This window comes from Paenibacillus sp. MSJ-34, from assembly GCF_018918005.1.
Lineage (GTDB): Bacteria > Bacillota > Bacilli > Paenibacillales > Paenibacillaceae > MSJ-34.
On sequence record NZ_JAHLPR010000040.1, the window covers coordinates 1 to 26227 of the forward strand.

The 26227-nt window shown below is 46.4% G+C and carries 21 protein-coding genes; 18 read left to right on the forward strand and 3 right to left on the reverse strand.

The annotated features are described in order from the left end of the window. Positions 1-102: 102 nt before the first annotated feature. The 7 genes from KQI79_RS19800 (at position 103) to KQI79_RS19830 (ending at position 10889) form a co-directional block, all read left to right on the forward strand. Entirely contained in the window at positions 103-612 is a 510-nt protein-coding gene (locus KQI79_RS19800; RefSeq protein WP_216540032.1) for an AAA family ATPase, read from the forward strand. 234 nt (positions 613-846) lie between these two features. Further along, a complete protein-coding gene (locus KQI79_RS19805; protein WP_216540033.1) occupies positions 847-3531 on the forward strand; it encodes a DEAD/DEAH box helicase in 2685 nt (894 codons plus the stop codon). Between the two features lie 224 nt (positions 3532-3755). Further along, positions 3756-6299, forward strand: a complete 2544-nt coding sequence (locus tag KQI79_RS19810; RefSeq protein ID WP_253298279.1) for a DEAD/DEAH box helicase — start codon at positions 3756-3758, stop codon at positions 6297-6299. Positions 6300-6320: 21 nt separating this feature from the next. Further along, complete coding sequence (locus tag KQI79_RS19815; RefSeq protein ID WP_216540035.1) at positions 6321-6782, forward strand: NERD domain-containing protein; 462 nt, start codon at positions 6321-6323, stop codon at positions 6780-6782. A gap of 309 nt (positions 6783-7091) precedes the next feature. Further along, a complete protein-coding gene (locus tag KQI79_RS19820; protein WP_216540036.1) occupies positions 7092-7679 on the forward strand; it encodes a hypothetical protein in 588 nt (195 codons plus the stop codon). Between the two features lie 52 nt (positions 7680-7731). Beyond that, on the forward strand, positions 7732-9525 hold the full coding sequence (locus tag KQI79_RS19825; RefSeq protein WP_216540037.1) for an McrB family protein: 1794 nt from the start codon (positions 7732-7734) through the stop codon (positions 9523-9525). Then, positions 9522-10889, forward strand: coding sequence for a 5-methylcytosine restriction system specificity protein McrC (locus KQI79_RS19830; protein ID WP_216540038.1), 1368 nt, complete (start codon positions 9522-9524; stop codon positions 10887-10889). Before KQI79_RS19825 ends, KQI79_RS19830 begins: the two co-directional genes overlap by 4 nt. A 298-nt stretch (positions 10890-11187) precedes the next feature. On the opposite strand, the gene KQI79_RS19835 is transcribed toward KQI79_RS19830, so the two are convergent. Genes KQI79_RS19835 through KQI79_RS19845 form a run of 3 tightly spaced genes read right to left on the reverse strand, consistent with a single transcriptional unit; the run spans position 11188 to position 14781 of the window. Next, positions 11188-12129, reverse strand: a complete 942-nt coding sequence (locus KQI79_RS19835; protein WP_216540039.1) for a tyrosine-type recombinase/integrase — start codon at positions 12127-12129, stop codon at positions 11188-11190. Beyond that, positions 12126-13253 carry a tyrosine-type recombinase/integrase gene (locus KQI79_RS19840; RefSeq protein ID WP_036715666.1) on the reverse strand — a complete coding sequence of 376 codons (1128 nt, stop codon included), beginning with the start codon at positions 13251-13253 and terminating at the stop codon, positions 12126-12128. Before KQI79_RS19840 ends, KQI79_RS19835 begins: the two co-directional genes overlap by 4 nt. Positions 13254-13263: 10 nt before the next feature. Next, positions 13264-14781, reverse strand: coding sequence for a tyrosine-type recombinase/integrase (locus KQI79_RS19845; RefSeq protein ID WP_216540040.1), 1518 nt, complete (start codon positions 14779-14781; stop codon positions 13264-13266). A gap of 75 nt (positions 14782-14856) precedes the next feature. On the opposite strand from KQI79_RS19845, the gene KQI79_RS19850 reads away from it, so the two are divergent. The 11 genes from KQI79_RS19850 (at position 14857) to aroE (ending at position 26191) form a co-directional block, all read left to right on the forward strand. Then, entirely contained in the window at positions 14857-15030 is a 174-nt protein-coding gene (locus KQI79_RS19850; RefSeq protein WP_156124784.1) for a hypothetical protein, read from the forward strand. 22 nt (positions 15031-15052) lie between these two features. After that, positions 15053-15814, forward strand: coding sequence for a hypothetical protein (locus KQI79_RS19855; protein WP_216540041.1), 762 nt, complete (start codon positions 15053-15055; stop codon positions 15812-15814). A 270-nt stretch (positions 15815-16084) separates the two neighbouring features. Continuing rightward, on the forward strand, positions 16085-17728 hold the full coding sequence (locus tag KQI79_RS19860; protein ID WP_216540042.1) for a recombinase family protein: 1644 nt from the start codon (positions 16085-16087) through the stop codon (positions 17726-17728). Continuing rightward, complete coding sequence (sigK, locus tag KQI79_RS19865; protein WP_216540043.1) at positions 17682-18218, forward strand: RNA polymerase sporulation sigma factor SigK; 537 nt, start codon at positions 17682-17684, stop codon at positions 18216-18218. The genes KQI79_RS19860 and sigK overlap by 47 nt, the downstream gene beginning before the upstream one ends. A 352-nt stretch (positions 18219-18570) precedes the next feature. After that, positions 18571-18921 (forward strand): stage V sporulation protein AE, encoded by a 351-nt coding sequence (gene spoVAE, locus KQI79_RS19870; protein WP_216540044.1) that lies wholly within the window; start codon positions 18571-18573, stop codon positions 18919-18921. A 142-nt stretch (positions 18922-19063) separates the two neighbouring features. Continuing rightward, complete coding sequence (locus tag KQI79_RS19875) at positions 19064-20020, forward strand: AAA family ATPase (RefSeq protein ID WP_216540045.1); 957 nt, start codon at positions 19064-19066, stop codon at positions 20018-20020. Positions 20021-20023: 3 nt separating this feature from the next. Then, positions 20024-21256 (forward strand): DUF58 domain-containing protein, encoded by a 1233-nt coding sequence (locus tag KQI79_RS19880; protein WP_216540046.1) that lies wholly within the window; start codon positions 20024-20026, stop codon positions 21254-21256. Positions 21257-21258: 2 nt separating this feature from the next. Further along, positions 21259-23478 carry a transglutaminase TgpA family protein gene (locus KQI79_RS19885; protein ID WP_216540047.1) on the forward strand — a complete coding sequence of 740 codons (2220 nt, stop codon included), beginning with the start codon at positions 21259-21261 and terminating at the stop codon, positions 23476-23478. A gap of 169 nt (positions 23479-23647) precedes the next feature. Next, complete coding sequence (locus tag KQI79_RS19890) at positions 23648-24154, forward strand: YqeG family HAD IIIA-type phosphatase (RefSeq protein ID WP_483311401.1); 507 nt, start codon at positions 23648-23650, stop codon at positions 24152-24154. Between the two features lie 21 nt (positions 24155-24175). Further along, positions 24176-25309 (forward strand): ribosome biogenesis GTPase YqeH, encoded by a 1134-nt coding sequence (yqeH, locus tag KQI79_RS19895; RefSeq protein WP_216540048.1) that lies wholly within the window; start codon positions 24176-24178, stop codon positions 25307-25309. 27 nt (positions 25310-25336) lie between these two features. Continuing rightward, positions 25337-26191 (forward strand): shikimate dehydrogenase, encoded by an 855-nt coding sequence (aroE, locus tag KQI79_RS19900; protein ID WP_216540049.1) that lies wholly within the window; start codon positions 25337-25339, stop codon positions 26189-26191. Positions 26192-26227: the final 36 nt, after the last annotated feature.

Sequence of the window (26227 nt, forward strand, 5' to 3'; positions counted from 1 at the left end):
GAACAGGCTCACGCTATATGGAGGCATCCTTTTCCTTTTCTGTGATACGGACATTATATTCGTCAATCCCTGGACAGGCAATACCGTCAGCTTTCGGGCATTATGCTTCAGCGTAAACAAGTAACTTTTAATAAAAAGCGTTCAAAAGGCGGAAAATTACATGATGAAACATTCTGGATTATAAGAAAAGTTAATAATGTTACTGAGGCTCAATCCTATGATACAAATCCAATAAAAACTTCATATGAGTTAATGTGGCAAGAACTTAGATTTGCAACACAGAGTAGTTCTTCAACAACGGTTCAAAACTTGATTCGTAGAATTATAGAAAACTATTTTAAAGTATTTGGTAATTTTAGTGAAGATGATATACTGAATAAATTCGATGAAGAGGAAAAGTTAATATGTAAATCGCTTTTATCCTGGGCAAATGACGGGTCACATTTTGCAAGTGATGATTTGTATATTGAACATCCATTAGATACAAACGCTAGATACCTTAATATATTTGAAAAAATATTCAAAGTTACAAATCATCATGCACATTATAAAATGATGATGGGAGTAGAAGAAGCTGATCAGAGTGAGATCCCTCATGCACAGGTATCGTGATTGATTGAGCCTTTCCCATTAACAATAACAAATATACAATACAATTTACCCAAACAAAGCGTTTCTTTATTACTTTGTTTGGGTTTTTCTTATTTTTACAGGACTTATTGCCTATATTGTCGAATTAGCAGCAAGGGGGTTTTATTCCATGAGAACGTATATTCTATGACAACATGTTGTCTAATCAGTATGTTCTAATATGATCAGCAGACATTAGCGATGGAGGGATTAGGAATGGCATTTCTGAAATGTTCCGCATGCACGAGTATGCTGAAGGCGATTCAAATTTCTAATAAGATCAGTCAAGTCGGGGAGCAACGGCTCCTAGAATATTCGCCAACCGGGATCAAATGCTCAGACTGGACTCCTGTAATTGAAAACCTCCGAGGATACGAAGAGGGAATTTACTGCCCTTCTTGTTTTGCTATCGTTCCTCTAGAGAAAGAAGAATTTATTCTATGTGAAGATAACCGAATTCCCGGCGTAGTAAGTCATGAGTTTTCATCCGATGATGTACTGGATAAGCTGAAGAAGTTGGCCGAGGAAGAAGTTGCCGAGATTTATGTTCATACACTTCCTGCGAAAAAAGCTACTTTTGCGGATATTCCTGAATCAACGCCAGAGCCCATCAAGGACGCCTTACATCGAATGGGAATTACGCAGTTATATTCTCACCAAGCACAAACAGCCGATGCAGTCCATTCTGGGTCGAATGTTGTCTTGGTCACTTCAACATCATCCGGAAAGACGTTGTCCTATAACCTGCCGATTCTTAGTCGTTTATATAACCATCCTGAAGAACGTGGATTATACATATTTCCAACAAAAGCGTTAGCAAATGATCAGTTGGATCAAATTAAACGTTTTGGCATGCAACGAACGGAGAATAATTCTTCCTTGGATGAGTGGTTTGAAACTCAATTGCACTTAGGAGATCGCCTGATTCATATCGGCCGGCTGGATGGTGATACCGAGAATGGGCCGCGGCAGCGAATCATGGAAAAAGCACAGGTATGGATGACGAATCCGGATATGATTCATTACTCCATTCTCGGGCAAGTTCAGAAGGTGAAGTACGCGACCGCACACCACATTCGAAATTATCTGCGGAACCTCAAATTTATAGTGCTTGATGAGATGCATATGTACCGAGGTACATTCGGAAGTCATGTCGCATTGGTACTCAGACGCCTGCTTAAGGTTTGTCGAGAACTTGGTAATACTCACAACATCCAGATTATTACGAGCTCAGCAACGATTGAAAATCCTATTAGATTAGCAGAGGATCTTACAGGTCTTAGCGGATTCACCCTCATCAATACAGATGGTTCCGCCCATCAGAAAAAGGGGATCGTCCTCTGGAATCCCGGTATGTCAGCCGATGAACAAGTCCGCCGCGCGCCTTCTACCGATGCCATTACGATGGCGAAACAGATCATGACTGTTGATCAGAAAGTGATTAAGAGCATCATTTTTCAACCTTCTCGCAGCCAGACTATGGTATTTACCCGTTATATCAAAGACGTCTTGCGCCAGCCTCTCCGACTACCAAAAGAGAAAGTGGAAGGAGAAAAACTCGCGGCATTTTATACCGGAATACTGCCGAATGATACTCGGAAACGGATTATTGAGAGACTCAAGTCCCACGACATTCATGTCATTATTACTACCAATGCCCTTGAAGTCGGGATTGATATCGGTGATTTGAGTCTTGCCGTTCTTGTTGGTTATCCCGGATCGAAAGCGGCATTCTCCCAACAGATCGGACGTGTTGGCCGCAAAGGCGAGGGTGTTGCCATACTGATCTGGCAGGATGAACCGCTTCAGCAGTATTACATGCGTAACCCGCTTGAATTTATCTATAAAGCTCCCGAGGTAGTTAGGATTAATCCAACAAATTACAAGTTGTTAGCCATGCACATCCCGTTACTAAGAGAAGAGCTCGGGAGAGAAGTCACGAAGGAAGACTTGCAGGACATGTTTCCTGGATTACTCGAAGATTATATTGAGACTGTACTGCAAGTAGCTGCAACAGCTAACGATGAGGCGACCGTTGATGACAAGTTTAGTCTTCGATCAATGTCTGGTAAAAATTACAGCGTAACCATTCGGGGACAAAATCAAACGATAGTAGACAGTTTGGATGAGTGGAGTGCTCTTCGTGATTTTTATGAAGGCGCGATCTATTGGACTCCTGGAGAGAAAGGCTATCGAGTAGACTCTATCAATCGCAGAAAAGGTGAAATTATTGTATTGCCTATTCAGGAACTAACCTATTACACTCAATCTACTTATCGCGATATCATCGATATTATGCAGACTTATCAGAAGCAACACATCGAAGGAATCGATATGGCTTATGGTGAACTGGAGATTAAGCGGAGTGTCTTCGGTTATAAAAAAGTTTACTTCGGACAGAAGCATGAGTCTGAGCAGGTTCAATTGGATCATCCGTCCGTCACCCGATTCACTCCGGAAGGAATGTGGGTTACACTAACGGATTCTCAATGGAGCCAATTGAAAAATGGCATTCAGGAGTTAGCGGATGAGGGCAGATCCATCGACTTATTGGCTGAAGCTTCCCTTCACGCTGCAGGTCACGCTATGACTTCGGTTATTCCTGACCTCATTATCTGCGACGCTAATGATTTTACAGGGTTTTCGGCGAGCGGGATGACGGCTTTTGCCAATAGACCTGTTATCGGCTTCTATGGCGAGAACGGGTCCGGTCTCGGGACCATCGAAGCGATCTATGAGAAACTTCCGCAAGTGCTTCGAAAGGCTCTTGAACTTATTGAGAGCTGCCCTTGTGCCGAAGGATGTCCTAGCTGCGTGCAGCTCCCAGGTAAAGGGAATATTGAATTGTTCAAACCTGGAGCCAAAATGCTGCTGAATATTTTGATAGAAGGGATCGATTAAGAATGCCTGTAATCTGTTCCGCTTGCGGAGGCCAAAGACCTTACGGGGACTTCATTCAAATCAGCTATAAGGCGGATCCAAAGGGCTATTACCGTAAGATCCATCAACGGGCAAACGGGATTCGAGTTTCAGAATGGCGCTCCCTTGAACCCGATACGGAGTCCTATATAAACAAACCATCCGGCGTTTATTGTTCACATGATAGACATTCAATCTTGGACGACATGCTGACACCGGAAGAAATGGAATTGCTCACAGACCGAAGACTTCCTGTTCAACATGTATTCGATAGTGAAAAACTCGTCCAGAATTTGCTCGAACTCGGAACTCGTATTCGAAGTGACGTCCACGTGCATCAAATTGACGCCAACCAAGGCGCTTATGCTGACCAAATCCTTATGCCCAGTTGGCTGCAGCGGAAGCTTCATTCTCTGGGGATTAATAAACTGTATGAGCATCAAGGGGAAGCTATACAGAACATCCGTGAAGGCAGAAATGTCGTTCTCTGCACGAAAACCGCATCTGGAAAATCATTGGCGTACAATGTTCCCATCATCGAAAAATTGGTTGCTGATCCGAATGCCTGTGCGCTTTATTTGGCCCCGTTCAAGGCATTAGTCGAGGACCAGTACGCTCACTTGAAAAAATGGGCTGATGATGTAGAAGAGCAGGGGAATCAAATCTCGCTTAATGGATTTTCTCGATTCTCTGTTAATGGACAGCAATTATCCGTTGGGGTTCTCCACGGGCAACGTAACGTTCCAGAGCATATGAGAAAAGATCAGGCATCTAGCTTCGTGTTCTCTGAGGGGCGCTATTGGCTGGCCAACGTACACTATCTGCATTTAATTCTTCAAGGTGCAGGTTCGCCTAAGGGAAAAGGCCCTGGGCTGTTGCGCTTTCTGCAAAATCTTCGGTTTGTCGTTATTGATGAGCTGCATCAATACTCAGGCTTGTTAGGTTCAAAGGTTTCTTTGGTCCTTCGCAGATTAAGAATGTTATGTGACAGGTTGGGGAATAAAAACGTCCAGTTTATTGCCTGCTCGGCTACCATTGCTAATCCAAAGTATCTAGCTGAAGAATTAACAGGAATGCGTGGACTGAAAGGATTTCATGAAATATCGGGTGTACAAGCGCCAGTAAAGAAGAAAGCGATTTTGATGTGGAATCCTGGCTTATCAGACGATGAACAGAAGAAAAGGGCTGTTGTTTCCGATCTCTATGAGATTCTGCGCACGATCTACAAGGATGGAAGATGGCCAAGAAGTATCATTTTCACAAGCAACCGCCAGCAAGCCCAGCTTTTAAGTCGTGAATTAAACATGATATTGCGCAGCCATCTTCATGATCATGGCGGGCTTTCGGCAGACGAACCACATGAGTTTTTTCTGCCGTACCATGCGTACCTCACGCAAGAAGTTAAAGAACGAACCATACAAAAACTTGAGCAAGGCGAGATCCTTGGAGTGGTCACTACTAGCGCCCTAGAGGTCGGAATTGATGTGAAGTGTCTGGATGTATGTATCTTACTCGGATACCCTGGCTCCCAGGCTTCCTTTTGGCAGCAGGCTGGACGAGTGGGACGCAGCAGAGACGGTGTGGTGATTATGATGCTTCAGGAAGAGCCATTGCAGCAATACTTTGCCCACAATCCTGAAGAATTCTTTAAGCTCCCGCCTGAATCAGCAGCGATTAATACAACGAATCCCAAGCTATTAAAGGAGCATCTCGCATACGCAGCTCACGAACTGGGGGGAACGTTGACCAATGCTATGAATTATGTTCGCTCTTCGGCGCTTCGCAAGGTGGTTGCGGAAGCAAGCGACCAGTGGCAGCAGATCGAAGGAAAACTCCTCTATCATGGTGAAACGCCAAGATATCAAACTTTGTTTACAATGGGGGCTACTTATACGGTTGTAACCAAGAACGGCTGGAATGAGGACATCTTGTTTCAAAGTGTAGATGAGCGTTCCTTAATAAGAGATTATCACGTGGATGCAGTATTTCTGGGACCTGACAATCGTACCTTCTATAAGGTCAAGTGGGTCAACGGTAAGCAACGCAAAGTGGTTGTGGAGCCGGTAAGAACGGATTATCATACCCGCGGAATTGTTCGCGATAGCATTGAAATCCATGACATAACCAATCCACTGAGAAGTGACGCGGCGATCAAATCCAATCTTGGAAACATCATCGTAAAACGAAGCACATTTGGCTACAAAAAAATCTACAATCACGGCGCAACGCCTCCCGAAACCGTGCAATTGACAAACACATATCCTGTCAGTTTCCAAACCGAGGCGTTTTGGCTGATGTGGGATCACCAAGGAAGGGATGAACTTAAAGGTCTGCTCAATGATGTACTGGATCGCGATACCATTGACTTGGAGACCATGGCTGAGGGAAGCCTTCATGCGGTTGAACATGCCATAGCTTCGGCGATACCGGCCGTTGTAAGGTGCAGTATGGCTGATTTTCAGCACACCTCTTTTTATTCTGGCTCAGCATTGTTTGGAATGCCCGGAATGTTCTTCTACGACAGCCAAGCAGGAGGCGGTTCAGGTATAGTCGAGGTCGTTGCGGAAAAATTCGAGGTTCTCTTGGAGAAAGCCCAACAGATCATTAGCAGCTGTGGTTGTTCGGACGGCTGCCCATCCTGCATTCAGCTGTTTCATTGTGAGAAGCAGAATGAGCCGCTGCATAAGGCTGGGGCTTTGATTGTGCTGGGTGATTTGCAGAGGTCATTGCGGCCAAATAACAATAACTGAGATGCGGGAGGAAGCAAGAACTTGATCGCTGAAATTCATAACAAAATTTCAAGGTCCGGAAGCAATTTGTCAGATCGCCTTGAAGACCAATTAACCGGAGATTTTTTTGGAACCATTCGTTATTTACCTTTTCAATTCGGTTTGAAGCATGTATTGCAAGCTGTTCGCTTCCGGAATGATGTGCAAAACTCGGATTTATTATGGTGGAAGATACTTGGTTTAATCGAAGATTACGAATATAAAATGCATTTTTGGTTTCGCCATGCGGAAGGAGAAATTGATCTGGTCATAGATCATCCCAGAGTTGTTATTGGGATCGAAGTGAAATATTATAGTGGACTTTCATCTAACGATGAGGATACAGAGGAAATCGCTACTCCCGAAGAAAGCTGCCACCAGTTAGCGCGATACTCCAGGTTGCTTGAAGATATCGACAAGGACGCCAGGCTTATCTTATATTTCTGGCTCCCTGCGATATTCTGATTCCCGTTGAAGCAGAATTGATCGGTCGATCCATAATATCTCCAGATATCTCGTTAGGCTTCTTAGCTTGGCAAAACGTATTAGAACAACTGAAAAATATCGAAATAACCTCTTTGGATATGGGGCAGCAGCTGATAATCAAAGATCTCACCGATCTTCTCATTAAAAAAGGCTTTGAACGATTCAAGGGGTTTCTCAACGGTATCGAAAAATTAACAATTCATGAAAATGCATATTCATTCAATGGAAAATCACATGAACAACGAACTATGCATTGGCCAGTGCATATTTCAGTACAGGAGGGTAAATATGTCTTCAGCAAATGAGTTTGGTGGAAATATTAGTCTATCAGTAAGAGTGCTGCGAGAAACGTATAAAAATATAAATCTGCTCTTAAACGAAATGGACGTCATTGGTAAAGAACAAGGCTTCATTCCTCTGAATCCCAAATTCCTTCGTTGGAAATCAGACAGCTACGAGGATGGCTGGTTGCTTAGTAACTTTATCAAGGTATACCAAATGGAAGGCGGCTCTGCCGGTAATGAAATGGTTCAGGACTTGAGAGATGGGGATGTATTTGTCGTTGAGATTGATTTAGAGGGTGAAGAAGCTTATCCGGAGATAACATTGTCACGATTTCAATATGATCTGACGAAGTGGGAACGAATGCCCGCCATTTCGGATCACTGGCTTTTTCATGACCCCTATCGTCTAGATAATCATTTCTCAATTGAAGAAACAGATGGTTTATGGAGATGTAAGACAAAAGAAAAATCGATCCATCGTTACTGGGGGCTTAAGCAGGCAATTGGCAAGACAATCCCCCTAACTACAGTTTGTGACTCTGCTTCGATTAAAACTAATATATTTGAATCATTGTTAAAGTTACCGGAGTAGCATCCCTTGGCGGAGCTCGCCTTTAAACAACAATGAAAGGAAGTATAGGTTTATGGCACAATTTAAAGAATGGGATACAGCCGCTATTTACCATTACGCGAATCAATGGAAAGAGAAAAGTCTTGTTGAAGGAACATCATTGCTTTGGCCGCCTGAACAAATTTGGACCACAGCGAATTTGAATGCATTTAAGGCTTGCTTCATAGAGAACGTAGATGAATCATCAGAGATCTTTGAGAACAAACTGCAAGGACAACTGAAGGGTCAGAAGCAAGAGGTTGTTCAGCTTGCATGCGAACTCGTCTATCTCTACTTGCTGTTTCCCTCCACGATTACATTTCGAAGAAAAAAGGAACTTTTAAATACGATTGCATCATTTGCTGGACTTACACTGGACGATCAGAATGAGGCACTGACAGCATTGGAGCATGGCATAGGCGGACCGGGTATCGCCTACAATACAAGACGTTATTATGAAATACGTTATATAGCTATGTTCGCAGATGCGGTTCTGCAGAAACCTGAAAATGACCGGATTATGTTTTTATCCGACCATATCAAGGTACGAAATATGCTCGATACTATAAAGGAGGACACGAACCCGCTATCCCGACATATTATTTTGCACCTCCTATACCCTGATCAATATGAAAGAATGGCTAGTCAGGGTCATAAGCAACAGATTGTTGAGGCCTTCCTGGAAATTCTGGATGAAGACTCCGTGCCTGAAGATATTGATGATCGCATCCTGGCTATTCGAACAAAGCTCGAAGACATTCTTGGAGAAAAGGATCTTGATTTCTATCGAAGTCCACTCGTTGAATGTTGGGATTATAGTGACCATGATTCGGAGGTTCTCACCATTCAAGGGCTGCAAATCAAGAAGCAGATTGTTTTGTATGGACCTCCGGGAACCGGGAAAACCCATGAAGCAAAGCAATTAGCCGGACAGTTTATTCGCCAAGAGACGTTACGCCTGTGGGGAGCGGGGGAATTCTTTAAAAAGCAAGAGGATGTGAACAAGCTAGTAGAGCAGAGGATTCGCCGTGTACAATTCCATCCGGGCTATGGATACGAAGATTTTATACGGGGGATGCAGCTTGAACAGAATCGGACCATTTATAAAAAAGGCGTATTTCTACAGGTCTTAGAGGAAATTGAAGCAGCGGAAGGCGGAAACGGTAAAGGCTTGCCTTATGTCCTCATTCTCGATGAAATGAACCGGGCGGATCTCAGCAAGGTGTTGGGAGAGTGCTTTTCCTTAATGGAGGATCGTGAAAGTGCTGTTCTGCTTGCCGGCCAGGATGGCCAACCATATCCGCTAACTGTACCCGAGAATCTGTATATTATTGGAACTATGAATTTAATTGACCAATCGCTGGAACAAGTCGATTTTGCACTTCGCCGCAGATTTCTCTGGTTTTTCCGTGGGTTTGATCGTAATGATCTAGTCACTTTACTGAAGGGAAAATGGGAACGTTGGCCGCAGAAGTATGGAAAACCACGTAAATGGAACCGTGTGGAGGATGAATTTGAACTTCTAGCGGACCGTTGCGTCCAGTTGAATCATTTAATAGCTGGGCATGAACATATGGGACCGCTTTATGTCATTGGTCATACCTATTTCAGTGACGTGGTTTCATTTGCCCAGAAGTATATTTATTCACAACCGGGCGTTCAGCAAGTACTATGGAACCGGAATAAGCAAGCTCGTGGGCCTGTAACTGCTTTGTGGAATTATTCGTTGGCTCCGTTATTGGAACAGTATTTGTCCGGGGCCGATTCATACGAAAGAAAGCAATTTATGGAACAAGCGAAAAGCACTTTCCTGTGGGGGAAGGTATGAGGTCCGCACAAGGAAGAACAGAAATCATTGCAAATGACTTATCTGAGATCGAATTAATAAATGATGATGAGAAGATATGGTTGCAGAATTTGTGCCGTTATCTCGATAAAGAACTGTTCACAATTCGTCTCACTGACAAATCGGAGGATGAGCCGGTAATCGAGTTTCGCCACGGACGCTGGTATGCGGGAAGGTATGTTGGAGAAATCCAATATATGGGGAGGACCCTGCGTATAACACCACGTTATGAAAGCTCCTTTCATCGTTGGATTAGCACCATTTGGGGAGTGCGCATGATTCAAAGCAAGGGCTCCTATCGTAACGCGAATATGTGGCTGTGGGAGCTAATCGCCCGAATTTGGGGTGAGCAGCTTATCCGTGGAGCAAAGCATGGGTTACCGTATACTCGAATGGAAGAAACATTGAAGGCTCCATCGCTGCGCGGTCGTATGAAAGTGATGGAAACGGCTCTGGAGGTAGGCAAGGGGACGAATCGACTTGCAAGTCTATCCAGGTGCAAGGTTATTCATCCTGACATTGCGTACATACTCAGTAACGGTTATCGAAGAATTAAAAAGGAATTGGGGCATCGAAATGCACATAACTGGTTGTCCGACAGAGGAAGGGAAATCATAAGCCTTTTACTCCAATCCGAAGGATGTAAAAGCTATAAGACCATTTATAAGATTCCCAAAATTAAATATACCCCCATCCTTGAATCTTATCGTCCAGTTGTTGATTTAACTTTAAGAATCTTGCAACAAAAATCATTCGGGGTCTCTTTGAAAGGGGCCCAAGAAGTAACAGGAACCCTCCTGGATATGGCTGAAATTTGGGAGCTTTATGTTTATCATCTTCTAAGAAATGCTCTTGTAGGGGTAGAGGTGATCCATACTGGACGAGTTAGAGAAGCCGTTGGCCATTTGTTTGTAAACGGGAACGGCAAGAAGATTGCTGCTCAAAAGCCGGATTTTATTATACGGAGGCCATCTTCGAAACAAGTGTTAGCGGTAGTCGATGCAAAATATAAACACACTTTTGTAACTTTATCAAAACCAACGGGTTTGGAACAAAATGATTTATATCAGATTCATGCATACATGGATGCTTTCTCCAATCAGGGTTCTTCGGCTCCGGGTGTTCTGGTATATCCGGATGAAAACGATGCTGAAATTCGGCGATATCAACAAGGGAATCCGTGGTTTTCATCTCAACTGAAAAGCAATCTTTATTTTTATGGGGTTAATGGTGAATTAGGCGAAGAGAATTCGGATAACGGGTTGACCCCATCCGAGGAGCGATTCTGCATGGGAATTCGAGAATTGCTGATGGGGAATTTAAATAATGGGATTTGGGACGAGTGAATCGATTGGACACTACACATTGAAATTAATCATTACTAGATTTATAATGTAATTATTCTTTCTATCGCTTCTGTTCCCAACGGAAGCCTAATGAGTGGCCATCCTCTGGCCCAAATCATGTCCTCGCGGGACAGTTGATTGATACCATTTCCTCGAGCCAGGTGCTTTCGGTATCCAATTCCCTTTATGGTGATTAATTACAACACGGGAGTAGTCTGTCCTTGTGTACTATAATTGTTCAAATAATGAACCCGAATGAAGCATTTTTTCTTTGCTTTCTTCGGGTTCTTTTTGTTGGTTATTGAAGAAGATCGGAATACGCGTCATTCAGCAGCTTCGCAGCGTCAACTGGAGGAACATATCGCAAAGTTGTTGATAACTGCTTATGGCGTAGTTGTCGTTTTATAGCGATAATGTCAATCCCACTGCTCTGCATCAAGTATGCCGTTGTATGTCGAAAACTATGGGCAGTGACTGTCTTTTGTATGCCGGCCTCTAGGCAAAGATTCTTGATGATTCGGTTTAATGCTGCTTTTGTTAGTGGTCGATTGTTTTCAAAGAAAACCTCGGAATGTCCGGAATTCCGCCATTCTTCTACAACCGGATGATGCAAATAACGCTCCAACTCAACAACGAGGGAATCGGGCATATAAACGACTTCGGAGGAGGTTTTCTGCCCTTTGTTCACCAGAATAACCTTGCGCTCAAAATCAATCTGTTCGTACGATAGCTGTATAATCTCCCTGTTTCGAAGAGCGGTCGTTGACATTAGCAATATGAGGATGTAGAACTTCCGGACAAATGGATCGGCTTTAAGCGCTGCTTGAAATAATCGTTGACATTCACCAATGGAGAGGGAACGATCTATTATTCGGCGTTCATAATACGGATTCGGATAGTTTTTCATGGGGTTATTTTTAATCATCCCAAGACCGTGGAGTAACGTGAAGAAGTGTTTCAGGTAAACAATGTTATTGAAAATGGTATTCTTTGATGCCTGAAAATTTTGCTTCAGGAACTGAATATAACCATCAATGCAATCAGCATCAATAGGTCGATAGGTCTCAGATTCCGTGTCGTAGTAAAATTTGTCGAAATCCAATTCTCCCTCAAAGTCTAAGCTCAGATATTGTTCAAACTTCATGAACTGGCGGCTATATGTGTAAATTGCTGAATCCTTGAGGTGAGTATGCTTCTTCCAGTTGGCATAGTATGTGGAATCCAATAATAAACGGTTCATTTGTTCTCCAGCCTTTCTCTTATTTTCTGAACAACCTCTTGAGCGAATGGGTGTTTGTTTATGGCGTCTCGCAGTTGATCGTCGAAAAGTCTCAAGTACTTCATCGTACTGTCGAGCGATTCATGACCGAGAAGCTTTGCAAGAGTATAGATATCGATTCCCGCTTCAAGGCCTTGAACGGCAAAAGAATGACGAAAAGAGTGAGGACCTAAACGATCTTTGTCTTCCTCTTTTATCGACCGAGACTCGCGAATAATACGTTTCATAAATTGCTGAATGGCTCTAGATGTAATGGGTTTATCCCCGGCAGTGCTTGAGAAGATATAGAGCCTCTGATAATCGGAATCTGGCATCACCTCGCGAGCGCGACTGTATTTTTTCTCTATAAAATCTGTGAGCATCATTAGGGCGAGCTCGTTGATTTTTCGGACTTTCTTGGTATTCTCAGCCCCTTTGGGTGTTACCTTGATTGTTTGAGTATCAGGAGTGATATCACCGATCCTTAGATGGCAGAGCTCGTTTATGCGAATTCCACTCCCAAGGAAAGTCCAGATAATTGCAGTGTAAAGGCTATCGTGGTTACGAGCTTGAGCGATCTGCAAGATTTCCGCGATCTGCACTTTAGTAAAGGCTTTTGGTGCGTCATCGTTTGACCATCGAACGCGTAGTATAGTCTTCAAGTCCCCGAGATCCTGATGACCAAAGAATATTTTGTATGTGGTCTTTATGAAGGTTCGAAGAAAGGAAGACTTCTTGGCTTTTGTATTAGGATCCTCATTAAGCTTAATATAGTCGGACAAGAATTCGCCGTTTGATACCTTTTCAAACTGCGGATCGTTGCCAAACTTTTCCTTCACATGTTGCTGGAAAAGTTTCATCTCTGACCGATACGTTGTTTGCGTGGTCCGGCTAAGTCCAGAAAACTTGCTGCTTTGATAGAAAGCATCAACGGCTTCGAGAAATGAAACGTTCCGCACTGCCGGGGGCATATTAGGTTTTGGCTGTGTCTGGACAGGCAAGGTTTCCATAACTTGCCGCATTTTCTCTGGACCATAAAGACATAACAGCTGATTCAGTTGTTCTTTAAGTTCGGTATACTTTGTATCGTTGATTACTTTAGGCATGGGAACCTCCTCAGTAATTGATTTTGTTTACAGCACTTGTTAATTGATTGGGGCTCCGGTGGACGTATCGTGCAGTATTTTCTGGCCGATCATGCCTTGCCAAGTACATAAGCAATTGTGACGGGCAATCTGTACGTTCCGACAACCTGCTGATGAAAGTGTGCCTCAGTAAATGGGGCCCCCCTGGATATTTCCATCCCGAGACAAAAGAATAAAGTTTGTACTGTGCCCTTAATTTGCGAATAGTTGATTGGCTGTTGTTTCCAAACAGATGGACATCTTGACCTTTGTTGACAACAAGCTTTTGAAAGTAATTCTGTAGCGGATCAGGTAAGGGTAGAATGGCCGATTTCTCGTTTTTTCCGAAGACAGAGATGGTTCTATTCTCGACATTGATATCCTGATAGCGAATGTTAGCAACTTCATGAATTCGCAAACCGAGACAAAGCATCAACCCAAAGGCTGCCAGTTCCAATGTGGGATGATCAGAATAGAGTTGGATATTATGAAAAAAACACTGGAGTTTAGCATCTGTTGGTAACTCGCGATAATAGTATCTCTCGTACGGGATTCCTGTAACATCCATTGTTATGTCTTTAGCAAGCCAGCCCAATTTATAGAGGTTAGCCAGAAGAAATCGGATATCGTAAAAACAATTGCTAACCGTTTGCTTGGTATATATCCCTTTATTTTCCAAACGGAGTAAATATTGCTTGAATTCGAGTAAATGCTCCTCAGTAACTAATGACAATGGTAATTCGTCGCATGAAGTGCTCTGGAACTGAACGTATGTTTTATTCAACCAGTTTAAAAATAGGGCGTAACTGATTTTATATTTACCGTTAACGCTTTTTTCCTTGACTCCTGAACGGTGTAAATCTTTAATATGCGCAGTGATAGCGGGATGATTTATATCTTGAGTCCTCTTTTTTGTAGAAATACCGTTTGTTGATTTCTTTAATTCGAACCCATTAGAGATTAATTTGCGAGCTATTGCTAGAATCATGTCACGTTGAACGAAATTGTAGGAAGAATGCTCAATGAAATTAATAAGTGCATCTTTATTTGCCAATTCTTTGTTTTGAATGGATCTAGCATCAAGCCCATAACGGGTTTTAAAAAAATCAATGATCTCTAGTGCGTATTCCATCAAAGAAAAGTAGCTGGTGGATTTGATCGACTTTTTATTATCAAGGTAATCCAGTAGCACGGGGGCAAAGATTTTGCCTTGAATCTGGGTTGAAAAGATCCATTCATTTAATGCAAGAGAACCACTTTCTGGTGAACATATCTCGACGTCCTCTTCAGGCCAACGAAATGCATACATTGTATTCAAGAACAACAGCACCTTCTCCCAACTTAAGCTCTTGATATCATGATTGCCATTTGGGGCGGTTTGTAAACATTCTTGCGAAGTAGAGTTCTCATAAGAAGCATTCTCTGAAGTAGTTTTCGCATTTTGCTTCCAATGACATGAATTCATGAATCCCAAAATATCGATATCTCTAATATTCTGAACGTTATCCATCTACATCTCTCCCTCAGATTCTGTTTCATCGACCGTTCAGACCGCAGTTTTTGCTTAGAAAGGAGGTGGGGCCCGATGGTCCACATCATTGATGTAAAGGTATCATTTGCTTTGACTTCTGTCCCGGTTGCTCCACATTTGGAGCAAAAACACGTTGATTTTCGGGTTGTGCGAGGATTTTGGTCGAAAGAAACAAGAATCTGCTCCATTTGTGGAGAGTTGATGATGGATGCATTGATACGGGATTAAGATGATGGAGTGTAAAGCTTAGTTGAAGGACGATCTTCTTCAACTAGCTTTTAAATTCATCCATGATGAAATAGACGAAATCACTTATATCAGCAGGCACGATCGAGACTGGTATGAGGTGAAAGAACTGGCAGCTACCGACCCAATAACTTTCGGTATTCTGCTACGGAAACTTTCCTTGCCTAATCGTCGAAAAGCATTGATACAGGCATTTGATTTAAGGACATCGGAGTTAAGAACACTCTTGCTGGGGGATTTTTCGGAATCTTCTTCAACTATTTCTGACCTATATCATCCAGTGAAATATAGAAGAAGATTCAGCAATGAATTGCTGGCCAAATTTGGCATTATCCACCGCGTGCCTTTTGATTGGGTATATAAGGATGGGCTTGTAATGGAACGATGGGATTTTAAAAATTTTGATTTTAGCGGGACAGTTTTAACTTGTATGGAAGACATAGTTCCGTTATTGAGACTGGCTAAGGATCGTAGCAGAGATGTAAATGGATATGTTCTTCAGCCAAATACGGATCAAGAACGTTTTATCCGATTAGAATCACGAGCGGATGTGATCGTCGTAGATCTTTATCATGGTGACTTATTAAGTTTGGATCATCTAATGACTACTCTAAAAACCACTTCCTTCAAATGGTCAGGATCTATTAGTCAATCCGTTGTACCTGGGCACCGGTACTGGACATTCATTGGGGCGGATAATGAATCGGCTATTGTTCGAATCATGGAAACGGAGTTCAAGTATATCCAAAACACCATGCGCTTGTGATAGGACAAACCGCAGACGGAATAAGGTGTATTGAGGTGAAAAGTATGGAGCGAATGCCGACAATCAAAATCGTATATGTGCCTCATACTTTATGCAGTGATACAGCACAAATCTCAAACACCTTATCCGCTGCAGAAGCCAAAAATGCCGTTATAGATTACATCTTAAAGCGTTTGATCTTGAAACCGACTGAATAAGCCGGTTTTTTTGTTTCTCCCTTTGTCCATACTGGGAAGTATTAGCAGTAAGAAAGGAGAGTGGTGATACTCCATGTATACGGCCATATATCCACGGGTCTCTACAGGGATGCAAGCATCAGAGGGCACCAGCCTGGATGCGCAAGTAGAATTATGTATTCGGAAAGCCAAGGATTTGGGAATCCCGAAAGCCAATCTGAAAATTTATCGCGAAGAGGGTTTTACGGGTGAGGACATCGACCGTCCGGCGATGAATGAATTGAGACAAGACGTCGCACAGGGAAAGATCGCTCGATTGATTGTTACCCATCCCGATCGATTGACAAGGGACTTAACCGATAAATTAATCCTCTGCCGAGAGCTGGAGCGGAACCAGGTTGAATTGGTGTTCGTGGACACGGAATATCGGAATACGCCGGAAGGGCAGCTGTTTTTCAATCTCATGAGCTCGATTGCTCAATATGAGCTGTCCTTAATCAAGAAGCGGACGGTACGTGGAAGACTTAAAGCGGTGGAAAAAGATAAGAAGATCATGCCCATGCGTGTGGCTCCCTATGGATATGACCTTCATGAAAATACTTTGATTATCAATGAGCAGGAAGCCGAATTTGTCCGGAAGATATACCACTGGTATGTTCATGAGAACTATACGCTTCGTGAAATCGGGGATCGACTCTATTCCTTAGGGGCGGTACCCAAACGGGGGGAAAGCAGGAACTGGAGCGCCAGTTCTATTCGAAGGGTCCTTACTTCAGAGGTATACATCGGCAAATTCTATTACAATCGTAGAGAAACCCGGAAGATTCGCGGGGAGAAAACCAAGAACGGTACACCGAAAAAAACATATTCCTTTCGCGAGGAGAAGGATTGGATCGAGGTTACCGTGCCAAGTATCATTGACCCGAATCTGTTCGAATTAGCCCAGGTGCAGAAAGAGAAAAACATGAAACGGTCAGGGAATGTAAAATATGAGTATTTGTTAAAATCCATGATCCGGTGTGGGCATTGCGGCAGAATGTGGCAAGCAACTACTTATACAGGCCGAGTAAATAAAGAAACGGGAGAAAAGATCCGTTATACCTGCTACAGGTGTCCGAACCTATTCCCGAAGAAGTACGGTGAAGGAGTTGAGAAGTGCCCGACTCAAACGTTACGCGCCGATATGCTGGACCATTACGTCTGGAAGCTGATCTTGGAGACATTGTCGGATCCCGATGATTATATGGAAAGGCTGCAAAGCAAATCGAATGAAATTAACCTGGAACTTCAATCCGCCGCGGACCACATCAAACGTCAGCTGGAGCAGAAGGAGAAGGAAAAGGAAAAAATCAAAATCATGTTCAAGCGGGAGGTCATTGATGAGCAGGAGATGCTTACCGAAATGCAAAAGATTAATGCCGGACTAAAGTCGTTGGAGCAAGAGCTTGCCGGGTACGAAAAGCAGTTGTCAGAACAAGCGGAGAAGGAAATATCGGCCAATCGGATTGCCGAGGTCTCCAAGGCTGTCCGAAACTTTATCGAGAGCGCCGGCGACGAGCTTACCCTTGAGGAGAAGCGACATATCCTGGAGACCCTGGTTGATGAAGTTATTATTCGCTACGACGGGAACGAAGTACAGATTACTGCAGTCGGAGCACTAGATGAGTTAAAACGCCAACAATTTATTCAGCATGAGGATGACATCGGTTCGTGTTCACAACCTCAAGAAATTCGATAATACCGGCGAGGATTTGGAAGATCTCATCTCGATTGGCACAATCGGGCTGATTAAAGCGATCGAGAGCTTTCAGCCGAACAAAGGGACGAAGCTGGCGACATTTGCGGCCCGTTGTATTGAAAACGAGATCCTGATGCATTTACGCAGTTTGAAAAAAACCCGCAAAGACGTCTCTTTGCACGATCCCATCGGCACGGATAAGGAAGGAAATGAAATTACATTAATTGACATTTTGGGAACAGATTCGGATGAAGTGATCGATAAAGTTCAGTTGAAAATCGAAAAAAGTAAAATATACAGAAATTTGGACATCCTCGACGACCGCGAGAAGGAAGTCGTGATCGGCAGATTCGGCCTTGAACAAGGGGGAGAGGAGCGGACGCAGCGCGAAATCGCGAAGGAGCTCGGCATCTCGCGTTCCTATGTGTCCCGGATCGAGAAAAGAGCGCTGATGAAGTTGTATCATGAGTTTTACAAGTCGCGAAGGTAATCTAAACCTGCAGGCGGTATCCATATCGTTTCGCATGACGCAAACGCTCCACCCTTCGCACCATTGCCGGCAATCTACATACTATGTAGCAGGTGACTAATTTTTCTCCTCCCGGAAAGGAGAGCGCGATGTCGAACAAGTATAGGAACCTGCTTATCATTTTAGTGCTCTTTATCCTTTTGGTCATCATTTTGCTTTGTTTCATGTAGCCATGCCGATGAAAGAAGCCTCGCAGCCAATGCGGGGTTTCTTTTCATTTTTCTAGCGATAAGCGCGGTCGCCCGTACATAAGGGGACACGGTTTGGCAAATAATGAAATCGATAAGTTTGACATTAGAGGAGGACATGCAGTATGCAGTTTTTATGGGCGTTTATTGTTGGAGGAATCATTTGTGTCATTGGACAGCTCATGTTTGACGTGGCAAAAATGACTCCGGCCCATACGATGACGACGTTGGTCGTTGCGGGAGCGGTGGTGGACGGAATCGGATTGTACGAGCCGCTCATTAAATTCGCCGGCGCCGGCGCGACCGTGCCGATTACCAGCTTCGGCAACTCCCTCGTGCACGGCGCGTTAACCGAGCTGCAGCGGGACGGTTGGGTAGGCGTCATAACGGGCATATTCGAAGTAACGAGCGCCGGGATATCGTCGGCGATCATTTTTTCGTTTTTGGCGGCGCTGCTCGTCAAACCGAAAGGGTAGCTAACGCCCTCAAGCCTTCGGCTTGGGGGTTTTTTGTAAGAAATGCCACCTAAGGCTATGCAACTCTACTATATACTCCCCCCTTCCATTCATGTAAAATAAAAGAAAGATGCATTATTTACTGTATAGGAGGGGTTTTCATTTGACTATACGCCAGGAGTCTTTACAAGCCGTTTCAGCCATTCGCGCGCAGTTGGAAGCTTGCATATTCGGGAAAACCGAAGAAATTCAACTCCTCTTAACCGCCGTTTTGGCAGGAGGCCACGTTCTAATCGAAGATGTGCCGGGCACAGGGAAGACTCAACTCGTCAAAGCCGTCGCGAAAACGATGGACGGCCAATTCCGCAGAATCCAATGCAATCCCGACTTATTGCCGAGCGATATTACCGGCGTTTCCATCTTTCATCCGAAGGAAGACCGGTTTATTTTTCGCCCCGGACCGATTATGACGAACATTATGCTCGCGGACGAAATTAACCGCGCAACGACGAAGACGCAATCCGCCTTGCTTGAAGCGATGGAGGAGCGCCATGTTACGGTAGACGGGGAGACCCATCCTTTGCCGCATCCTTTTATGTTGATCGCTACGCAAAATCCGATAGATTTCGAAGGAACGTATATGCTGCCGGAAGCCCAGTTGGACCGCTTTATGATGAAGATGACGCTAGGATATCCGGATGAGGAAACCGAGAAGCGATTGATTTTTTCGCAACATCAAGGCCAGTTAATCGACTCGGTTCAGTCCGTAACCGATATGAAGGAAATCGGCCTTATTCAGTCCGAAGTGCGGCAAGTGCATATGGATCTTGTAGTCGGAGACTACTTGGTACATATTATCCGCAAAACGCGCGACCATTCGGCTTCCATGCTCGGAGCGAGCCCGCGCGCGTCGATGGCGCTCATGACGGCGTCCAAGGCGCATGCCTTTATTCAAGGACGGGATTATGTCATGCCGGACGACGTGAAATATTTGGCTCCGTACGTTCTCGCCCATCGCGTCTTGATTCGCCCCGAGGCGAGAATGAACGGCATGACGCCGCACGCGTTGATTCAGTCCGTATTAGAGCAGGTGAACGTCCCGATTCGATTGGAGCGTTAACCGATGCGAAGCAAAATGTCCTCAACTTCTAAATTATATACATTTTCCAAACGGTTTTGGATTATTCTCGCTTTTTGGCTAGGCTCGTTGTTCTATTTGCTTTTTCAGGGCGGCAAAACGGCCTTTATGCTTCTCGGCATGGCAAGCGTTCTCACCGTCTATTTAACGATGGGCTACTGGAGCGGCATATCGCGCGCGCGCGGAACGAGAGTGTTGGAGCAGGGCGGCATCCCGCGCAACGTATTTCACTCGGGCGAACAATTGAAGGCAAAGCTTCATGTCCAAATCCCCGGCTTATGGACGACGCCTTACGTCGTGCTGAAAGACCGGCTCTTTCGCCGGAACGGGGAGACATTGGAATTCGAAACGCTGCTGCTATCCCATTGGAATCGAAGCGGAAGCATGGAATACGTGACGCCGCCGCTTCGAAGGGGGATCTACACGTTCGGGGAGACGGAATGCGTAACCGAGGACATATTCGGGCTATTCGAACATAAAGGCGTGTTTAAGGTGCCCGGCCACTTTTCCGTCTTTCCGCAAACGGTGGAAATCCGGAATTGGAAATTGTTCGACCGGCGAAGAGCCGGATACGCACGGCAGGCGCTGCTCAACCGTTCCTTCAAAGAAACGACCCAAATTAACGGGGTCCGGGAATATATATACGGCGACCGCATTTCGCGCATCCATTGGAACGCCACGGCGAAAACGGGCGAATGGAAATCGAAAGAGTTCGAGCGGGAGTCGTTGCCCGTAACGATCATCGTGTTTGACCGGAACAAGGACAATTACGCGGACGCGGAGCAATTCGAGCTTGCCGTATCCGTGACCGCTTCGCTGATCGAGTACGGTGCCAAGCGAAACATTCCGATGGGATTGTACTCGTACGGCAAATCGATTCAAATGTTCCAAGCGGTCCAGACGCCGCAAAACCGGAAACAAATTCTCGAACATTTACTCGAGGCCGAAGCCGACGGGGACGAACCGTTGCTCCCGCGCTTGCAAAGCGATGCAAGATCGCTTGGAAACGGGTCCGTGTATGCCATCGTCAGCCCAAGGGCGGACGATGCCATGCTGCAATTGCTCCGTTGGGCGCAGCGCATGCAGCTCGTTCCGTGCCATCTTCACATTGACGGTTCGCACGGAACGAGCGGCTGGCTTCCAATGATTCGCTCACAAGGACATCTTGGCTACTCCGTCTCCGCATTGGAAGACTTGCCGAAGGTATTGGGAGGTTGATCATGAAACTTGCAAATTCCCGCTTCGTTCGTTTGCTTGCATTGGAATGGCAATCTAAGCTCTCGCAATTATTTATCGTCATTATTTTATGGCAATGGCAGGCGATGGTCGAACCTGTCTGGTATAATGAAACGTTGGACATCTGCCGCCTTTCGTTAATCGCCGTTTTCGCGGTACATGCCTTGATGCCGATTCATATCGCTGCGCGCAGGACCATCATTGCCGTCCTTGTCGTCGCCATTCACGGTTTCGTACTGAACCGGTACGGATTGCTGCATTCCATAGACGGGAAGTTTCACGAGCGGCTCGTCCAATTTGGTCTCGATATCCTCCCTTACTTATGGTTTGCCCTTCTGATCTGGTTTTTATATGAATTCATTAATCATATCGTTGTCGGCAAAGGAAGAATTATCGCTTTTCTGGTTGTGGACATCGTCTGCTTGGGCATATTGGATTCCTTTACGATGGCGATGCTGTGGGAGGAAGTCGCCTTGACCGTTATCGCCGGCTTAGGGTGGCTCGCCGCCGAACATTTCAACCGGTTCAAGGCGAAATATCCGGAGGGCTGGAATTATGTCGCCAGCTATCCGCTTAGGCTGATTATGACGGTCATACTCATCTTCACGGCCGTCATACTATCCGGCATATTCATGCCGGAAGCCAGACCGCTGCTGATGGACCCTTATACGGCGTGGAAAACGATGAAAGGCGAGGAAGTGCCTGTCTTTATTAACGGCAAGGGAGAGGCGGTCTCGATATCGCGCAACGCCTCCTCCGGCTATAGCCGGGAGGACTCCGAGCTTGGCGGCGGTTTCGAATACAGCTTCGATCCGATTATGAAAGTGCAGACGACGGGCTCCAGCTACTGGCGGGGGGAAACGAAGTCGCTGTATACGGGAAAAGGCTGGGAAAATGCGGAAGAAGGGCGGTCTTCAGTCCCGGTGATATCGAATATGGAGTTGCCGTTGACAGGGAATAACTCGCTGGTGAAAACGCGGGAATTAACCCAAACTGTAACGATGATTGCCGATCAGCAGTTTCCCGTCCTGTTCGGGGCGTTTCCGATCGCCAAGGTGATGGAGATCGACGGCGAGGCGGAAATGCGCCGCGTGCGCTGGCAGCCTAAAGATATGGAGCTGCGCTGGGCAAGGCAAGGCTCCGGCCCGGCCTATCCGAGAACGTATACGATCGTCTCTCAAGTTCCGATCATGAACGAGAACGACTTGCGTCAGGTGACGTTTCAGCAAATCCGCAGCGAACAATACGAACTTTCGGATTATTTGCAGCTGCCCGACAATTTTCCGGAACGGGTAAAAGAACTGGCCGTCTCCGTCACGGAGGAGGCTGCAGGACCTTACGATAAAGTCAAAGCGCTGGAGCAATATTTGCGGATGTCGTTCATCTATTCGAATTCGCCGGATACGAGCTTGAAAGTGAGCGACGATTTCGTGGAAAGTTTTCTCTTCGAAATTAAGCAAGGCTATTGCGACTATTATTCCACCGCGATGGTGATGATGGCCCGCTCATTGGGCATTCCCGCCCGCTGGGTCAAAGGGTACGCTCCCGGCGTACGGGAAGGATACCGTCCGGAAATGTCGATGCCGCAAATGATGGACGAAACGATCGACGATTCGGGGACGTATACGGTTACGAACGCGGACGCACACTCCTGGGCGGAAGTATATTTTCCTAGCTATGGCTGGATTCCGGTAGAAGCGACTCCCGGTTTCGTGCTGCCGGCGTATTATGACTTAGAACAACCGGACGTCGAGACTTCCATTCCGCTCGTTCCGGAAACGGCCGAGACGGAGACGGCAACAAATGCCCCGGTTTCCTCCGGCTTGAAGGGCGTGATATGGATCATCGCGCTTAGCGCCGTCCTGGCGATTGGCGCGGGACTCTTGCTGTGGCGTTACCGTTCCGGACTTCGAAGCTTCATGCTAAGAATCGCGTATGGCAAAAAGCTGACAAGGGATCAAATGCTGATCGTCGAAACGGAAAGATGGCTTCGCTACTGCCGGCGCAAAGGGCTGCAAAGGGCGGATCACGAGACGGTCAGGGAAGCCGTCGGCCGATGGAGCAAAGAGCGAAGCTCGCTCGCGAAAACTTGGTCGGTGCTGTTGCAATTGTTCGAAAAGGCCAAATACAGTCCCGAATCGATTACGGAGCAGGAATTGGCGCTGGCGCAATCCGAGATCAAACATTTAAAACAGCGATTATAATGGGAAAGAACAACGGATTGCATTCTCATTAGCGCCTAATGAATCCGTTTGCTGCGATATATTTTGTCCGCCGCCTCTGCTGCGCGAAAAAAATCGGAGGCGGCGGCAATTTTTGCACGAAAAAGAAAGAATATGATATAGTTTGTCGTATGAAACCGAGGTGACGTGATTGTTAAGAAAGTTTATGCCCGATTTGAGGGTGAAGACCGTATACGATATCGATTTGCAATCGCTCTACGACCGCGGGTTCCGCGGAATCATTACCGATTTGGACAATACGCTCGTCGGGGCCAAGGAGCCCCATGCGACGCCGGAATTGATCGAATGGTTGGCTAAGGCGAAGCGGATCGGATTTCAAACGGTGATCGTATCCAACAATGTGCGCGAACGCGTCCATCTGTTTACGGAGCCGCTTAGTATTCCTTTCGTTTATTCCGCCCGCAAGCCGAAGGTTATGCCCTTCCGCAAAGCGCTGGCGTTAATGAAGCTCGAGCCGCAAGAGACGGTCGTCATCGGCGACCAACTGATGACCGACGTACTTGGAGGCAATCGGGCCGGATTGTTTACGATATTGGTACAGCCGATATCGATCCGCGACGAAGGATTCGGGACGCGGGTCAATCGTCGGATGGAGAAAGCGATCGTCGGTCGTTTGCGCAAAAAAGGAGATTGGTAACATGGAAGGAGGAGTTATCGTTTGACGGAACAACAAGAACGAACACCCGTTAACTCATGCGCCGGCTGCGGCGCCGCGCTGCAAACCGAAGCGCCGGACCGTCCCGGATACATACCCGCCAAAGCGTTGGAGCGTGAGCCGGCAATATGCCAGCGATGCTTCCGCATTCGCAATTATAACGATGCGGCGTCGGTGGCGATCGATCAAGACGATTTTCTGCGCATGTTGAGCCGAATCGGATCATCCGCCGATTCATCGTTTATTATCCATATCGTCGACTTGTTCGATTTCGAAGGCAGCCTGATTTCCGGATTGCAGCGGTTTGTCGGCAATAATCCGGTCATGCTGGTCGTCAATAAAGTCGACCTGTTGCCCAAAGTGACCAACTTCAACCGGGTTACGAATTGGGTGCAGAAACAGGCGAAGGAGCAGGGTTTGAAGGTTGTAGATATTGCGCTTGTCAGTGCCCGAAAAAATCAAGGCTTCGAACGGCTATTGGCCAAAATCGGCGAGCACCGGCGCGGACGCGACATCTATGTCGTCGGCGCTACCAATGTGGGCAAGTCGACTCTGATTAACCGGTTGATACGCGATTACAGCGATCTGGACCGGGAACTGACGACCTCGCGATATCCGGGCACGACGCTCGATCTGGTGCACATTCCGCTGGACGACGGAAAGTATATTATCGATACGCCGGGAATCGTCTATCCGTCCCGGTTGAGCGAACTGGTTACGCGCCAAGATTTGGGCGTTATTATGCCGGATCGGCCGTTGAAGCCTTCCGTATATCAACTGAACGCCGGACAAACTTTGTTCTTCGGCGCTATGGCCCGGTTCGATTTCGTGCAAGGGGAGCGCCAGTCGTTCACATGCTACCTGTCCAACGCGCTTGGCATTCACCGAACGAAGCTGGAAAAAGCCGACGAGCTGTACGCCGAGCATCGGGGCGGTTTGCTTGCCCCCCCAAGCCGCAAGCATGCGGACGAATTGCCGCCGTGGACGAAGCATGATATTCGCGTACCGCGCGGCGCCCGCTGCGATGTGTTCGTCTCGGGGCTTGGATGGATTAAAGTAAACGGGGACAGCGGCGCTTTGTTGAGCGTTCACGCGCCGAAAGGGGTAAAGGTGCTGCTGCGCGATTCGTTAATATAATATCGCATAAGGGGAGAGACGCTAGCGATGAGCAAGGATACAACGGTTCATATCGACAGCGATACGATATTGTTCGGCGTGATGGGCGATCCGATCCGCCATTCCAAATCGCCGCATATGCATAATCGCGCTTTGCGGGCGAAAGGGGTAAACGGCGTATACACGGCGCTGCATATCAAACCCGAAGCGCTTCGGGACGCGATTGCAGGCGTACGGGCGATGGGGTTCCGCGGGGTGAACGTGACGATTCCGCATAAAGTGAACGTAATGTCTCTGCTGGACGAAATCGACGAGGACGCGCGTTTGATCGGGGCCGTCAACACGATCGTGAACGACAACGGCAAATTGACCGGATACAACACGGACGGAATCGGCTACGTCCGCTCGCTTAAGGAAGAAGCCGAGCCGAACATAGCGGGCAAACGGATTCTCGTCATCGGAGCGGGCGGCGCCGCACGCGGAATCGTGTATGCGCTCGCGAAGGAGAAACCGGACGGCATTTGGATCGCGAACCGCACGGCGGAGAAGGCGCGGGAATTGGCGGCGGATTTTCAAGCGTTCGGACCGCTTGCCGGAATCGGCATGGACGACATCGGATCGTTGCATGGGGAGATCGACATCGTTATCAATACGACGTCGGTCGGCATGCATCCGCATGTCGACGCCATTGCGCTCGACCCGGATTGGCTGCGTCCGGATATGACGGTCAGCGATTTGATCTACAACCCGCTCCGGACGAAGCTGCTGAACGAGGCGGAACGGCGCGGCTGCCGAATTCACGGCGGTTTGGGCATGTTTATATACCAGGGGGCATACGCCTTCGAATATTGGACCGGGCTGCCCGCTCCGATCGAAACGATGCGCGGCGCACTATTGGAGTAATGGCCAGGGAAATTCGACAACAGTTTGAGGAGGACA

What these genes read in the sequence shown, in the direction of transcription:
- KQI79_RS19800 (WP_216540032.1), top strand. Translation starts at nt 103, where the DNA reads ATGCTTCAGCGTAAACAAGTAACTTTTAATAAAAAGCGTTCAAAAGGC.
- KQI79_RS19805 (WP_216540033.1), top strand. Translation starts at nt 847, where the DNA reads ATGGCATTTCTGAAATGTTCCGCATGCACGAGTATGCTGAAGGCGATT.
- KQI79_RS19810 (WP_253298279.1), top strand. Translation starts at nt 3,756, where the DNA reads ATGCTGACACCGGAAGAAATGGAATTGCTCACAGACCGAAGACTTCCT.
- KQI79_RS19820 (WP_216540036.1), top strand. Translation starts at nt 7,092, where the DNA reads ATGTCTTCAGCAAATGAGTTTGGTGGAAATATTAGTCTATCAGTAAGA.
- KQI79_RS19825 (WP_216540037.1), top strand. Translation starts at nt 7,732, where the DNA reads ATGGCACAATTTAAAGAATGGGATACAGCCGCTATTTACCATTACGCG.
- KQI79_RS19830 (WP_216540038.1), top strand. Translation starts at nt 9,522, where the DNA reads ATGAGGTCCGCACAAGGAAGAACAGAAATCATTGCAAATGACTTATCT.
- KQI79_RS19835 (WP_216540039.1), bottom strand. Translation starts at nt 12,129, where the DNA reads ATGAACCGTTTATTATTGGATTCCACATACTATGCCAACTGGAAGAAG.
- KQI79_RS19840 (WP_036715666.1), bottom strand. Translation starts at nt 13,253, where the DNA reads ATGCCTAAAGTAATCAACGATACAAAGTATACCGAACTTAAAGAACAA.
- KQI79_RS19845 (WP_216540040.1), bottom strand. Translation starts at nt 14,781, where the DNA reads ATGGATAACGTTCAGAATATTAGAGATATCGATATTTTGGGATTCATG.
- KQI79_RS19850 (WP_156124784.1), top strand. Translation starts at nt 14,857, where the DNA reads ATGGTCCACATCATTGATGTAAAGGTATCATTTGCTTTGACTTCTGTC.
- KQI79_RS19860 (WP_216540042.1), top strand. Translation starts at nt 16,085, where the DNA reads ATGTATACGGCCATATATCCACGGGTCTCTACAGGGATGCAAGCATCA.
- sigK (WP_216540043.1), top strand. Translation starts at nt 17,682, where the DNA reads ATGAGGATGACATCGGTTCGTGTTCACAACCTCAAGAAATTCGATAAT.
- spoVAE (WP_216540044.1), top strand. Translation starts at nt 18,571, where the DNA reads ATGCAGTTTTTATGGGCGTTTATTGTTGGAGGAATCATTTGTGTCATT.
- KQI79_RS19880 (WP_216540046.1), top strand. Translation starts at nt 20,024, where the DNA reads ATGCGAAGCAAAATGTCCTCAACTTCTAAATTATATACATTTTCCAAA.
- KQI79_RS19885 (WP_216540047.1), top strand. Translation starts at nt 21,259, where the DNA reads ATGAAACTTGCAAATTCCCGCTTCGTTCGTTTGCTTGCATTGGAATGG.
- aroE (WP_216540049.1), top strand. Translation starts at nt 25,337, where the DNA reads ATGAGCAAGGATACAACGGTTCATATCGACAGCGATACGATATTGTTC.